General features: G+C 58.2%; 14 protein-coding genes. 5 read left to right on the top strand and 9 right to left on the bottom strand.

Annotated features, from left to right (window positions below):
- Positions 1-245 precede the first annotated feature (245 nt).
- From fdxA to ARCT_RS0107740, 4 genes are all read right to left on the bottom strand, one after another.
- Entirely contained in the window at positions 246-584 is a 339-nt protein-coding gene (gene fdxA / locus ARCT_RS0107755) for a ferredoxin FdxA (RefSeq protein WP_027239552.1), read from the bottom strand.
- Positions 585-648: 64 nt separating this feature from the next.
- Positions 649-1023, bottom strand: a complete 375-nt coding sequence (locus ARCT_RS0107750) for an RNA-binding S4 domain-containing protein (RefSeq protein ID WP_027239551.1) — start codon at positions 1021-1023, stop codon at positions 649-651.
- Positions 1024-1029: 6 nt separating this feature from the next.
- Positions 1030-4062, bottom strand: a complete 3033-nt coding sequence (locus tag ARCT_RS0107745; RefSeq protein WP_027239550.1) for a helicase-related protein — start codon at positions 4060-4062, stop codon at positions 1030-1032.
- Positions 4063-4126: 64 nt separating this feature from the next.
- Positions 4127-4696, bottom strand: coding sequence for a tetratricopeptide repeat protein (locus ARCT_RS0107740; RefSeq protein ID WP_027239549.1), 570 nt, complete (start codon positions 4694-4696; stop codon positions 4127-4129).
- 143 nt (positions 4697-4839) lie between these two features.
- Between ARCT_RS0107740 and ARCT_RS0107735 the strand changes: the two genes are divergently transcribed.
- From ARCT_RS0107735 to ARCT_RS0107725, 3 genes are all read left to right on the top strand, one after another.
- A complete protein-coding gene (locus ARCT_RS0107735; protein ID WP_027239548.1) occupies positions 4840-5130 on the top strand; it encodes an SCP2 sterol-binding domain-containing protein in 291 nt (96 codons plus the stop codon).
- Complete coding sequence (locus ARCT_RS0107730) at positions 5130-6095, top strand: alpha/beta fold hydrolase (protein ID WP_027239547.1); 966 nt, start codon at positions 5130-5132, stop codon at positions 6093-6095. The genes ARCT_RS0107735 and ARCT_RS0107730 overlap by 1 nt, the downstream gene beginning before the upstream one ends.
- Positions 6096-6287: 192 nt before the next feature.
- Positions 6288-8108: a M3 family oligoendopeptidase gene (locus ARCT_RS0107725; protein WP_027239546.1), complete on the top strand. Its 1821-nt coding sequence runs from the start codon at positions 6288-6290 to the stop codon at positions 8106-8108.
- Positions 8109-8229: 121 nt separating this feature from the next.
- Here ARCT_RS0107725 and ARCT_RS0107720 read toward each other — a convergent pair whose 3' ends face one another.
- The 4 genes from ARCT_RS0107720 to ARCT_RS25660 all read right to left on the bottom strand — a co-directional run bounded on the left by ARCT_RS0107720 (position 8230) and on the right by ARCT_RS25660 (position 12005).
- The gene (locus ARCT_RS0107720; RefSeq protein ID WP_027239545.1) at positions 8230-8766 is read right to left on the bottom strand and encodes a DUF4274 domain-containing protein; all 537 of its coding nucleotides are present in this window, start codon (positions 8764-8766) and stop codon (positions 8230-8232) included.
- A 318-nt stretch (positions 8767-9084) separates the two neighbouring features.
- The gene (locus ARCT_RS0107715; RefSeq protein ID WP_027239544.1) at positions 9085-9354 is read right to left on the bottom strand and encodes a DksA/TraR family C4-type zinc finger protein; all 270 of its coding nucleotides are present in this window, start codon (positions 9352-9354) and stop codon (positions 9085-9087) included.
- Positions 9355-10110: 756 nt separating this feature from the next.
- On the bottom strand, positions 10111-11007 hold the full coding sequence (rpoH, locus tag ARCT_RS0107710) for an RNA polymerase sigma factor RpoH (RefSeq protein WP_027239543.1): 897 nt from the start codon (positions 11005-11007) through the stop codon (positions 10111-10113).
- A gap of 179 nt (positions 11008-11186) precedes the next feature.
- Positions 11187-12005, bottom strand: coding sequence for a LysR family transcriptional regulator (locus ARCT_RS25660; protein ID WP_084300787.1), 819 nt, complete (start codon positions 12003-12005; stop codon positions 11187-11189).
- A gap of 102 nt (positions 12006-12107) precedes the next feature.
- On the opposite strand from ARCT_RS25660, the gene ARCT_RS0107700 reads away from it, so the two are divergent.
- On the top strand, positions 12108-12545 hold the full coding sequence (locus tag ARCT_RS0107700) for a hypothetical protein (protein WP_051360604.1): 438 nt from the start codon (positions 12108-12110) through the stop codon (positions 12543-12545).
- Between the two features lie 126 nt (positions 12546-12671).
- On the opposite strand, the gene ARCT_RS0107695 is transcribed toward ARCT_RS0107700, so the two are convergent.
- Positions 12672-13712 carry an RluA family pseudouridine synthase gene (locus ARCT_RS0107695; protein WP_027239541.1) on the bottom strand — a complete coding sequence of 347 codons (1041 nt, stop codon included), beginning with the start codon at positions 13710-13712 and terminating at the stop codon, positions 12672-12674.
- On the opposite strand from ARCT_RS0107695, the gene ARCT_RS0107690 reads away from it, so the two are divergent.
- A complete protein-coding gene (locus ARCT_RS0107690) occupies positions 13711-14013 on the top strand; it encodes a DUF6476 family protein (protein ID WP_027239540.1) in 303 nt (100 codons plus the stop codon). The genes ARCT_RS0107695 and ARCT_RS0107690 overlap by 2 nt on opposite strands.
- Positions 14014-14094 lie beyond the last annotated feature (81 nt).

Raw genomic sequence — 14094 nt, 5'->3', positions numbered from 1 at the left:
ATCGCAGGTCAGAAGCTCAATCGTCACCGTGGGTCAATCCCCAGGCCGCGCCCTGCATCAGAAATGCAACGCGCGATGGGTTTCATTTTCATATACATCTGAAATGATCATATCACAAAAAGCCCCCCTTCGAAAGACGAGGGGAGCCCTGTTCCGGCCACTCGACCGTGAAAATCACCGTTTTCAGGTCATTTTCAGCAAAAAAATGTCATCCCTTTTCAGCCTGACCCCAGATTCGAAGCGGCTCAACCGCCCTCGCCGGGGGCCTCCGAGAAGTATTTCTCAAGCTTGCCCTCTTCGCCGTCGCGCTCTTCGGCGTCGGGCATCGGGTCTTTTTTGGAGACAATCACCGGCCACATCTCAGAATATTTGCGGTTGAACTCAACCCATTTATCCATGTCAGGCTCGGTGTCGGGGCGAATGGCATCGGCGGGGCATTCCGGCTCGCAGACACCACAGTCGATGCATTCATCCGGATGGATCACCAGGGTGTTTTCCCCCTCGTAAAAACAATCCACCGGACACACCTCGACACAATCGGTGTATTTGCAGGCGATGCAGTTATCCGTAACGACGTAGGTCATGCGGGCTTTGTCCCATTTGCTGTTTGGCAACTAGCTAATTCAGACTCGCCGCATCTTCAAGATGTCACGTGAAGTCCTGTTGCCGGGAAAGGTCAAGCGCTCTGCGAGACTTCTTGTCAGGGCGCCCTTTTCCCTCAAAACGCGGATTCGCAGGCAGGATATCCTGTTTTGGCGTCTTATCAAGATAAAGCGCCTGCGCCTCGGGGGCGGGTCCGCGACGATCACCGATGGCGACGACTTCGACCACGCGAATCTGTCGCCCCTGTGGAAAGCTCAGAACATCACCTGAGGTGACGCTCTGCGCTGTTTTTGTGATCTTGGTGCCGTTCAGGCGAAGATGTCCGGCGCTGATCTGTTTGGCAGCCAGGCTGCGGGTTTTGTAAAACCGCGCATGCCAGAGCCATTTGTCGACCCGGATTTTCTCCGCCTTTGGCTCCATCCGGGATCAGTCGCCCTGCTTCAGCCCCATCAGAGCTGCCGCAAAGGGGTTGTCCGGATCGATCTGCTTTTCCTTCTTTGGAGGCCGGGCGGAGTAGGTCTTGCTGCCCTGTTGCTGCGGGCGACCTCCCTTCTTGCCACCAGGCTTGCCAGCAGGGCGCCCACCGGGTTTACCGCCACTGCGCTCACCCGCGCGCCCCTGACCGCGCGGTTTGCCACCGCGACGATCCTGACCATCCTGTCCAGCGGCACCATCGGCGTTCTGGGTCGAAGCACCACCCTGAGCGCCCCCCTGACCACGACGCTGGCCTCGGTTACCGCCTCCCTGACGGGCGCGACCGCCCCAAGCGAAGGTATAAAAGACCTCCATCTCGGCCGGGGTTTCAACCGGGGTTTCAACAGGCGTTTCAGCAGGTGTTTCAACCGGAGCTGCCGCATCTGCGGCGGAGGTCTCTTGCGCAGCAGAAGCCTCTTCAGTGGCCTCAGGTGCAGGTTCAGTGGCAGGCGCCTCCTCGGATTTGGCCTCTACCTCAGCAGCAGGTGCCGCCTCGGATTTGGCCTCTGCCTCAGCAGCAGGTGCCGCCTCGGATTTGGCCTCTGCCTCTTCAGACTTGGCTTCTACCTCGGCAGGGGCCTCCTCTTTGGGCGCTTCCGGGGCGGCTTTGACCTTGGCCCGCTCGCCTTTTTCGGCGCGATAGCCCAGCCCCTGCATCAGATCGGCAAATTGCTCCAGCGTCATGCCGGTGATCGACAGCATATCCGCCTTGGCTTCAAACCCACCACGGCTGTCTTCGGCGCGCAGCATATCGGCCAGGCGCTCCAGCATGTCGATTCGGATCATCCGCTCGCCTGCTTCACGGTAGCCAGACATGGTGTCATAGCCCTGCGGCGCGTCCTTGGCGGCGGGGACTGTGACCAGACCGGGCGGCGGCGCTTCGGGGAATTCCTGCACACCATTGGCAAGCGACCACAGCACCAGACGCAGGCGCGTCGGGGCGGGTTTCAGCAGCAGCGGCATAAAGACGGTGAACTGGCCAAAACGAATACCGTGTTTGCGCAGCGCGCCACGGGCTTCCTGATCCAGGTCTTTGACTTCCTGCATCACGGTATGACGCGGCAGCAGGCCCAGACCTTCGACCAGACGGAAGGCAAAGCCACGCGCCAGACCTGTCAGCTCTTCGTCTTTTTGCAGATTGATCAGCGGTTCAAACAGGGCTTGCACCTTGCGAGAGATGAAATGCTGCAGGCGACGTTCGACCTTTTGGGCAACATCAGCACCAGCGGCGTCATCCACAAAAACTTCAACCTGCGGGTTCAGCGGGTCAGCGCCGGCCACCAGTTTGCCAACGGCAGCGTCGCCCCACATCAGGCCACCCTGTTCGGTGAAGTCGATCTCGGTATCGGGCGCATTGTAGAACCGGTCTGCGCGCAAATGGAATTGCGGCGCCAGCGCCTGTAACGAGGCAGACTTTAACGTCTTTGCCTCGGCACCTTGTGCGCTTTTATCCGGGGTAAACCGGAACCCGTCCAACCGTCCGACAAATTCGCCTTCGACGGTTACTTCACCCTTGTCATTCACTTCGGCCAAAAGGGCCTCCTTCTGTTTGAGCCGGCGCAGAAGCACGGATGTGCGCCGGTCCACAAATCGCTGAGTCAAGCGCTCGTGCAGCGCATCTGACAACCTGTCTTCTACAGCGCGAGTCACGCCACGCCAATGGCTTTCGTCATGCAGCCAATTTTTACGTTGAGAGACATAGGTCCAGGTACGAATAAAGGCCAGACGCTTGGAAAGTGTGTCAATATCGCCATCGGTGCGGTCAATCCGCTTGATCTGACGGGCCAGCCAGTCGTCCGGAACCACGCCACCGCCGTGCAAATATTCAAAAATACTGCCAATCAAAGCAGCATGTTCGCCATGCGAGATGCCGCGAAAATCGGGAATACGGCAGACATCCCACAACAGGCGCACCGATTGCGCATTGGTTGTGCGCGATATTACGCTGCTGTCGCGCGAGAGGAACTTCAGCGCGCCCAGATCATCCGCCTCGCGGGCGCGTACCAGCACCTCGTTCTCGGGCACTGATTCGAGCGATCGGATCAATGCCTCAACTGTGCCGAACTGCAACTGCGAGGACCGCCAGTTGAGCTTTTTCAACGGTGTGAAGCGATGCTCCATGATGGCCTCGGCCACCTCATCCTCTAACGGGCGCGCATCCCCCGTGACGCCAAAGCTGCCATGGCTCATGCCACGTCCGGCGCGACCCGCGATCTGCGCCAGCTCATTCGGAGCCAGGGGGCGCATGCGCTGCCCGTCAAACTTGGACGTCGCCGAAAAGGCCACATGATCGATATCCAGGTTCAGCCCCATGCCGATGGCGTCAGTGGCCACCAGATAATCGACCTCGCCATTCTGATACAGCGCCACCTGGGCATTGCGGGTGCGCGGAGACAGCGCCCCCATGACCACGGCAGCCCCGCCTTTTTGCCGCTTCAGAAGCTCGGCAATGGCGTAGACATTATCAACCGAGAACCCAACGATGGCGGTGCGCGGTGGCATCCGGCTGATTTTCTTGGAGCCGCCATAAACCAGCTCGGACATCCGCTCACGACGCAGAAACTCCACCTCTGGCACCAGCGCCTTGATCGGCCCGCGCATGGTATCGGCGCCCAGAAACAATGTCTCATTGGTGCCACGGGAGTTCATCAGCCGCTCGGTAAAGACATGGCCGCGTTCGGGGTCAGCGCAGAGCTGGATTTCGTCGATGGCGAGAAAATCGCAGCCCATGCCCGGTGGCATCGCCTCAACCGTACAGATCCAGTATTTCGCCCGGGGCGGCACGATGCGTTCTTCGCCGGTGACCAGCGCCACCACCGAGGGGCCGCGAATGGCAACGATCTTATCATAGACCTCGCGCGCCAAAAGCCGCAGGGGAAAGCCCATGATGCCGGTACGATAGCCCAGCATCCGTTCAATCGCGTAATGTGTTTTGCCGGTGTTTGTCGGCCCCAAAACCGCCAAGATCCGCGATGCGCCTGCCATCTGATCAGCCCTTGTTCTGCCTCTTTCCTATAGGTCGATTGTGACACTATGGAATCAGGTCGGCTTAAAGATCCTTGCCTGCAACCCTGGGCCGCAGACGTTCCAGCGCGCTGAGTACTTCTTCATGGTGGGGATGTATAGCCTTGGCACGCAAATAGGCCTCATAGGCGCGCTTGGGATCGCGGAACTGTTCAAACACCGTCCCCAGAGCATAGATCGCGTTGTAGTCATTTGGGTTCAGCGCCAACGCGCGTTCCAGATCCGCAACCGAAGGCCCATAAGCCCCCATTGCGTGATAGGCGCGGGCACGTTCATACCAGCCGCGGGCAAAATCCGGCGCGTGATCCGTCAGCGCCGTAAGGTGTTCAATTGCCGCCGGGAAATCACCTTTGCTCATGGCGTCAACCGCCCGCGACAGCAAAAGATCCATCGCCGCAGAGCCGCTTTTGCGCCAGAGCGCCTGTAATTCCCGATCCAATCCCCGCGCGGTTGCGGCATCAGCGGAAACCAGCTGATCCAGCAGGTCAGATTCCGCTGGGCTCTCGCCAGCAGAGATTGCCAAAGGCATGGAAATCGTGACTGTAAGCAGCGTTGCCGCCACGATAGCTTTGAGGTTCAAGTGATTTACGATCATGATGAGCCAGTGTAACCCTGCGCAGCGTTTTTTCTAGTGCTGGAAGCAGGTGCTTCACGCAAAATTGCAGTTTCCCCGTGCGCAGTGCCGCACAATGTCACCTCTGTGCACCCCGCTGCACCCATGATCAAAGGAAGACCCAAATGAGCGACACACTCGAACAAGCCGCAGCAGCCATGAACGAAAAAATGGCCGGCAGCGATTTCTCCGCCTCCGCCAAATTTGCAATCGAAGGTCTGGGCTCCATCGTGCTGGACGCCAATGGCGCCCGCGTCAGCGACGACGACGCAGATGTCACCATGTCCGCCGATGCCGAGACCTTTCAGGGCATCCTGACCGGCGAAGTGAACCCAACCAGCGCCTTCATGTCCGGCAAGCTCACCATTGACGGCGATATGGGCACAGCCATGCAACTGGCATCGGCTCTGGCCTAATGGATATTAGCCTGATGGACCTGACCCCCGCGCCCTATTTTGCCGAAATCGCAGAAGGACCCGAAACCGGACAGGCCCATTGGGCGACCACCGACGATGGTCTGCGCATTCGCGTCGGCCATTGGCTGCCGGATGGGGATCGCCCCGCAAAGGGCACCGTGCTGATTTTCCCCGGCCGCACCGAATATGTCGAAAAATACGGCCCCGCAGCCATTGATCTGGGCGCGCGTGGCTATGCTGCCCTGGCTGTGGATTGGCGCGGACAGGGGCTGGGCGACCGCCTGCTTGAGGATCGCCGCCTTGGCCATGTTGAAGAATTTGGCGATTTTCAAAAAGACGTCTCAGCGGCGGTGAAGCTGGCCAGACAGCTAGAGCTTCCCGAACCCTGGTATCTGTTGGGCCATTCCATGGGCGGTGCCATTGGGCTGCGCGCCCTGATGGAGGGGCTACCGGTCAAGGCCTGCGCCTTTTCCGCACCCATGTGGGGCATTCTCATTCCCAAACCGATGAAGCCCATTGCCCGTATCTTAGGCGGCCTGGCGCCTTCCCTGGGGATGGGCGACAAGCGCGTTCCAACAACGACGCAGGGCCATTACGTGGAAACCGCGCCCTTCAAGGGCAATACCCTGACCAATGATCCGGCAATGTACCAGATGATGATTGACCAGCTGAAGGCCCAGCCTGACCTGATATTGGGCGGGCCCACAATCAACTGGCTGAGCGAAGGTCTGAAGGAATGCGAAGCACTGGCAGAGCGCCCCTCGCCCGTTTTGCCGTGCCTCACCTTTCTTGGATCACAAGAGCAGATCGTCAACAGCGATGCGGTCAAGGATCGCATGGCGCGCTGGCCCGGCGGAGAACTGGACTTGATTGATCCGGCTCAGCACGAAATCGTGATGGAGGGCCGCGATACCCGCCGCAAGGTTTTTGACAAGATGACCCAGCTGTTTGACCAATACCGCTAGCCAGACGATAGGTTTGGCAACGACGCGCCCCCGCGGGTGCAGGACCAAACAGCCCTGTAAGGCTTGCAGTATATTCGCATCGTAAATTCTGCCGCGCCCCGAATTTCGGCGCGGGGCTTTGCTTGTGATCCGCCCCCGTGCGCCTTAGATGTTGTGCAACGCCATAACAAACATGCCCGCCAAGGAGGCCCCATGTTGCAACTCCCCTTTCCCGTCCGTGATGCCAATGCCAGCTCTGGCTCTGATGAGCTGGGCAATCTGCCGGTCTGGGATCTCACCGATCTTTATACCTCGGATGACGCGCCAGAGCTGGACCGTGATCTGGACTGGCTGGAACAGGAATGCAGCGCCTTTGCCGCAGATTATGAGGGTCAACTTGCGGATCTGGACGCCGCAGGCCTGCTGAACTGCGTGCTGCGCAATGAAAAGATCAATTCCATTGCCGGACGTATTATGTCCTATGCCGGTCTGCGCTATTACCAGCTGACCACGGATGCGGACCGCGCCAAGTTCATGTCCGACATGCAGGAAAAAATCACCGTCTTCACCACGCCGCTGGTGTTTTTCACGCTGGAAATCAACCGCATCGAAGATAAGACATTGGAAGCGCATTTTGCCGCCAATGCGGATCTCGCCCGCTATAAGCCCGTGTTTGATCGCATCCGCGCCATGAAGCCCTATCAGCTCTCGGATGAGCTGGAGCGTTTCCTGCATGATCTGGGCGCGGTTGGCGATGCCTGGGAGCGGCTGTTTGACGAAACCATCGCGGGGCTCAGCTTTACCGTCGATGGTGAGGAGTTGAACATCGAGGGCACGCTGAACCTGCTGACCGAACAGGACCGCAGCAAACGCGAAGCCGCCTCGCGCGAATTGGCGCGGGTGTTTCAGGCCAATATCAAAACCTTTGCCCGGGTGCACAACACCCAGGCCAAGGAAAAGGAGATCCTGGACCGCTGGCGTGGCATGCCGACACCGCAGACCGGTCGCCATCTGTCCAACGATGTGGAACCCGAGGTGGTCGAGGCCCTGCGCGAAGCGGTGGTTGCCGCCTACCCCAAGCTGTCGCATCGCTACTATGAGCTGAAACGCAAATGGCTGGGGCTGGACCGCATGCAGGTCTGGGACCGCAACGCGCCCCTGCCGATGGAAGATACCCGCGTCGTCGACTGGGCGCAGGCCGAGAAAACCGTGATGGAGGCCTATGAGGCCTTTGATCCGCGCATGGGTGAAATCGCCGCGCCGTTTTTCTCCAAGGGCTGGATTGATGCGGGCGTGAAACCCGGCAAGGCCCCCGGTGCCTTTGCCCATCCTACCGTCACCGATGTGCACCCTTACGTGATGCTGAACTATCTGGGCAAACCGCGGGACGTGATGACGCTGGCACATGAGCTGGGCCATGGCGTGCATCAGGTGCTGGCCGCCGAACAGGGCGAGATGCTATCATCCACGCCGCTGACCCTGGCCGAAACCGCCAGCGTTTTTGGCGAGATGCTCACCTTCCGCAAAATGCTGGACGGGGCGGAAACCAAAGAGCAACGCAAGATCCTGCTGGCCGGCAAGGTCGAGGACATGATCAACACCGTGGTGCGCCAGATTGCCTTTTATGACTTTGAATGCAAACTGCATGCGGCCCGCGCTGGTGGTGAACTCACCCCGGATGACATCAACGCGCTGTGGATGTCGGTGCAGGCCGAATCCTTGGGTGAGGCCTTTGACTTCATGGAGGGCTATGAAACCTTCTGGACCTATGTGCCGCATTTTGTGCACTCGCCCTTCTATGTCTACGCCTATGCCTTTGGCGATGGCTTGGTGAACGCGCTTTATTCGGTCTATGCCGAGGGCGGCGAAGGCTTTGAGGACAAGTACTTTGACACGCTCAAAGCCGGTGGCTCCAAGCACCACAAGGAGCTGCTTGCTCCCTTTGGTCTTGATGCCTCGGACCCCAAGTTCTGGGACAAGGGCCTGTCGATGATCTCTGGCATGATTGATGAACTGGAAGCCATGGAAGAGTAAGTGCAGTTCCCCAAAGGGCGACTTTCAGCCCTTTGGGGAATACCCGCATTCTTTTTAGGGCCGCTTTGCGGACTTTGTTGCCGTTCTATTGGGTCAGTTGAGTGTCCGCTTCTGAGGGAACTCAATCCGTGATTTCGATGCCGTTAGTTTTGGTCCAGTGGTCAAATGCCACTACGATCTTCCCATCCTCGGCCTCAAACTCTGAAACAGCGTCGCGAGAACCCTCATATTGCACTACTTCTAAAATTGGCGTTCCGGCGTATAGTCCGTCGGCCATATACTTTTGAGCTCGCTCAAGGATTCCCTTTTTATCTTGGGGACTATGACTGAACTCACCTGATCGATATTGCTGCCAGTTATTTAGAATGATCGAACACAGGTGATTTGGATTGCTTGCGAGTTGGTCATCACCAAGCCAATGTCCAAGCCCTTCAACATCAAAAACGCGCGCAGCTGTCCCTTTGTCACATTTCTCTTGGTTCAAAATCCACGACAGGACCTTATCTTCATGGTCGTAGTTCCATGTCATCACCACACGGTGCCAAGTTTCGGGTGTTTGCTTGCTCAACCAGTCGATGACTGCGTCAGGCTGGCCCGCTTTCACGATCACGTAGTTTGGGTCTTCCCAGTACTTAAATAGGGCATCCATCTTTTTCATGTTGTCGATCAGTCCATTTATCCAAGGTTATGCTTCGCCACCCACATGACGCCGACAAACCGCAGGTTTCAACATTGTACATTCGCCAGAGTCGACATTGGCTGCATCGCAGAAAATGGTCAAATTGGGCTGATTGTGTTGAAAAACTCCTTCGATCCGTGTCGGCAGGCGATGGGCCAGAATTTTGTTCTGCCGGAGGTCGGATTTGCCTCTTGAACGGGGCGCTATCCCGGCTGGCGAAAACAAGCGTTCTGAAAATGCAGGCCTCTTTTAGCCCGCCCGAGTTTTTCAACACAATCGGCTCAAAGCAGCCAGTGACTACTTCAACTGGCTATCCTTGGAGCCGCGCCGATTTATGCCGCCGCGCGCCCGTTGCGCGCCATCGCGCTCTTGTTGGCAGGCGATGCAGAGCTTGACACCGGGAAGTGCCAGGCGGCGTTTCTCGGGGATTTCCTCCTCGCATTCTGCACAATACCTAAGGCTCTCGCCCTGCGGACGCTTTTGAGCCTGCATCCGGGCCAGCTCATCCTTCAACGTGGCCTCGATCTGCTCACTCACCGCGCCATCCTGCGCCCATCCTCCTGCCATCTTGCCCCTCCTTTTCAGTCACCCACTATACCCGCACTTTAATTCTCCGCTCCCCCCGTGGGCAAGCCCCCCTGCGTCCCAGGTCGGGTTCGCAAAACGTCGTCGCGTTTATGGCGAAATTTCAACCACTAAGAGAATGCGCCCCTTCTCCACTTATTCCCGTTGGAGAGGCCGGGCCTGCATTGCAGGGGTATACCTGACAATATCAGTCAACTATTTGTTTTTGTTCGGTTTTTCTGAAATCACGATTGACGACTCAGGATAGAATGCCTATCCATACGACAGGAACTGCAGCTAGCCAGATCGTCAGGCAGCAAGCAGCAAGCTACTCCAGCCAGTCCGGGTCTTGCCGGGACACGCCAGACAGCCAGCCAAGCCAGCAACTTATCGATCTTAGCAAGCCGTTCCTCGCTGTTCAGATTCTGCAGTGTTCGGTTTCCGGATTTCTTGCGATTTTGACGCCTCTCATCTGCAACCTTACCTGCAGATTGTTATTAGGTAAGCCACCACGCCAGGCCCCTCGCCCGCCAGCCTTTTGGCCAGCTCGCAAGCCCCTGCCCCAGCTACCAAGGCCCTGCCCCAGCTACGCTGAACAGCCCTGCCTTTTGCGGGCGTCCGGCCCAGCCAGCCTCCATGCAGCCAAGCAGAGCGCCAGCCCCCCGCCAGATGCACCGCAGCTCCACCAAAAACGGGCGGCCCCGATGGGGCCGCCCGCTTATGAACTCACTTGCCAGAGCCGGGTAAATCCGGCGGCAGTTAATGTGCTGCCAGCATGCCCTTGGCCGATGCCAGTTCACGCATTTTCTTTTGCAGCTTTTCAAAGGCCCGCACCTCAATCTGGCGGATCCTTTCGCGGCTCACACCATATTGCGTGCTCAACTCTTCCAGGGTGTGCACCTTCTCCGCCAAGCGGCGCTGGGTGAGAATGTCCTTTTCGCGGTCGTTCAGCACATCCAAGGCCTGGCCCAGAAGCTCGCGGCGGGCTTCCAGCTCATCACGGGCTTCATAGTCACCGGCCTGGTCGGCATCTTCATCCTCAAGCCAGTCCTGCCACTGCATCGTGCCCTCGCCCTCGCTGCCAACAGTGGCATTGAGAGAGGCATCACCACCGGACATCCGGCGGTTCATCGAGATAACCTCGTCCTCGGTCACCCCAAGGTCATGTGCAATCCTGGCAACGTTTTCGGGACGCAGATCCCCCTCTTCCAGGGCACCGATACGGGCCTTTGCTTTGCGCAGGTTGAAGAAAAGCTTCTTTTGCGCCGAGGTTGTGCCAAGCTTGACCATTGACCAGGACCGCAGGACATATTCCTGGATCGAGGCGCGAATCCACCACATGGCATAGGTGGCAAGACGAAAGCCCTTTTCGGGATCAAAGCGTTTCACCGCCTGCATCAAACCGACATTGGCCTCTGAGATCACTTCAGCCTGCGGCAGGCCATAGCCCCGGTAGCCCATAGCGATCTTGGCCGCGAGACGCAGGTGCGAGGTCACCATCCGATGCGCCGCACCAGAATCCTCTTTTTCCACCCAGGCCTTGGCCAGCATGTATTCTTCTTCCGGCTCCAAAAGCGGGAATTTACGGATTTCCTGCATATAGCGATTCAACCCGCCTTCGGGGGTCGGTGCGGGCAGATTTGCGTAATTAGCCATTCAAACGGTCCCTCCCAAGATGTTTATGGACTTAACATTGGTCATATGGGTTAGCGCTAAACGCCTTTCAAGGGCGCCTATATGTATCCTTTTATATTTCAGGTTACGAAACATCTGTGACCTTTGACACATAACCCAAAAGAAAAGCACCTTTCTAAGTTAAACTTTCTTTTCCCGTCTTATTGCCTTGCTTCGACCAAAAACTGTGCGAATTGTTGGGCAAAGACCGTTTTTCGGCTGGAAACCCCCAGGGTCCGAAAGATTTTCGGCGCGTTGCGCAGAGGCCGGACAGTCACACCGGCATGGATCCCGTCATGGGACATCGGCACAAATGCCACCCCCATCCCGGCAGCAACGAGGTCCAGAACCTGCTGATCATGCAGCGCCTGCGCGGGTGGCAAGGGGATCAGCCCCTGCTCTACCGGCATACTGTCGGCATTGGGACAATAGGGCCGATGAATGCGGGCCTCGTCTTTCAAATCCGCCAGATCGACACTCCCCCCGGCAGCCAAAACATGCCCTTTTGGCAAGGCGACCCCGTAGATCTCGGTGCGGAAGGGGAAAAAATCATGGCCAGCGGGGACGCAATTTTCGCTGATCAGGGCCAGATCTGCCTCTTCCAGAACGGGAGAAAAGGACAGGTAGGTCTCTGGGTGCGCCAGCCTGAGCGCCCGAAGCCCTGCAGTAAAAGGTGCGAGCAGCACATCCGGGGGGCAATGAATGCGCAACAGCCGCCGATCACTGGCCTGCAACCGCTGCACCACACCAGACAGCTGGGCCACACTTCCCGCCGCCTCGGCATAGAGCCGCTCTCCCAGCGGCGTCACGGTCAGCCCGCGCCGGTGCCGATAGAACAGGTTGCCCCCCATCAGATCCTCAAGCTTTTGGATCGCCGCTGAGACCGTCGGCTGGCTCACCCCATTGGCCCTGGCCGCATGGCTGAACGAGCCCATTTCCAATGCGCTCATGAAATATCGAAGAGGGGTGAGTTCTAACATAGTCAGGGCCTATGCAAAAGATAGTTAACCTCTGAATATCATATATCAGAAAATTCTGCCATCTCTTTTGACCACAGCAACTCTGTTCAAAGGACTGTTAGAATGACCCTCGCCACCACCGCCCATACCGCGACCCCAGTCAGCGCAATTGAATCCCTGCTTCGCAAATTCGTCGCTGGTGATCCCGCTCTGATGACCTATATGGCCCCCGATATCGATTTTCGCATAGATCACTTTCACGATGAGGCGGATGTGAGCTGGCAGGTCGGCAAAGGCCTTGCTGACATCGCCACAATCCTTACCCGCTTGGGAACAGAGGTTTTTCCCAAAGGCACAGAGGCGCTGTCGATCTCAACACAGCCCCTGCCGCAGGAAGGGTGGATGCTCACCACTTTTGAGCAGAAGTTTTTCTATGGTGTACGGGGCCGCATGTGCACCAGCGCGACGCTGATCCTGTCCCATGAGGCTGACGGCAAGGTCGATTTCTTCCGCGAAACCGTGACGAATGTGGTGGATTGCCCTGACACACCAGCGATCTAGATCTCACTCAGCCCCTGCAATGGGGGCCGATCTATGCGGCTCCCATTGCAGGTCTCGCCACAGGACCAAAGCAACTCCAACTCGGGGGGCCGCCCCCGACGTTCAGCCCAATAATCAGACCCGTGATCAGCCCGCAATCGGGGGAAGACGCAGCGCCTCTATCAGATCGCTCATATCCTGGGGGAGCGGCGCCTCAAACCGCATTTCCTCGCCGCTGACCGGGTGCACAAAGCCCAGGACCGCCGCATGCAGGGCTTGCCGGGGAAAGCTTTGCACAGCGGCAATTGCCGCCGGGGCCAGGGATTTGGCGGCAAGCTTGCGTTTACCGCCATAGGTCGGATCTCCCACCAGGCTATGGCCAGCATGGGTCATATGCACCCGGATCTGATGGGTGCGCCCGGTTTCCAGCCAACATTCAATCAATGCCGCCACCGGCGGCTGGCCAAAGGGCTCGACAATGCGGGCGCGGGTCACGGCATGACGGCCGCCCTGAAACAGCACTGCCTGGCGTTGGCGGTCAAATTTATGCCGCGCCAGTTGCGTTGTCAGTTTCAGAATGTTGCCCGGTTCAAAACTGGTGCCCTTTACGCCCCGCAGACGTGGGTCATTGGCATCTGGCACCCCATAACAAATGGCGCGGTAATAGCGCTCCACCGTGTGTTTCTCAAACTGCAGCGCCAGCCCCTGATGGGCCACATCCGATTTGGCAACCACCAAAAGCCCCGAGGTTTCTTTGTCGATGCGGTGGACAATGCCGGGCCGCTTGACCCCGCCCACACCAGAGAGGTTGTCGCCGCAGTGATACAGCAGGGCATTGACCAGGGTGCCCGATGGCGTCCCCGGTGCCGGATGCACCACCATGCCCGCAGGTTTATTGATCACGATCAGATCGTCATCCTCAAAGATCACATCCAGGGCAATGTCTTCGGGACCGATGTGGCTGTCTTCGGCTTCCTCCACGGTGATGCAGATCAGCGCCCCCTCGGCTACCCGGGCCTTGGCGTCCTGCACCACGGCACCATCCACCGTCAGACTGCCCGCCTCGATCAACTTGGCGAGCCTTGTGCGCGACAATGTCGCTTCCGCTGGCACATCGCGCGAAACCGCTTTATCAAGCCTTTTAGGCGGGTCTTCCGCGATGATAAACTCAATCTGGCGGCTGCCCATGACTGATCCTTCCAAGCCTGAAATCCAAGACGAACCGCCGCAGCTCAAGTTTCTGCGTCGACTGGTGACCACATTGACTGTGGTGATGATTGGCGGGCTTGTACTGGTTGTCAGCCTGCTTGTCATCCGCTTGTCTGCAGATAGCCCCAAGCTGCCCGGCAAAATCACCCTGCCCACTGGCACCACTGCCCAGGCCGTAACTTTTGGATCAGGCTGGATTGCGGTGGTGACCACAGACAATCAAATCCTGATTCTGGATCCGGAAAGCCACGCGGTTCGCCAGACGTTCGACATCAAATAGCCCCCGCTCAGCTTTGCATTGGGCCGCTGATCGCTCAACCCACCCGGTTCACGCACCTTCTGATGGCGGCACGCTGGCTAC

The organism is Pseudophaeobacter arcticus DSM 23566 (assembly GCF_000473205.1).
Taxonomy (GTDB): Bacteria; Pseudomonadota; Alphaproteobacteria; order Rhodobacterales; family Rhodobacteraceae; genus Pseudophaeobacter; species Pseudophaeobacter arcticus.
This window is presented reverse-complemented; position numbering and strand designations above follow the sequence as displayed.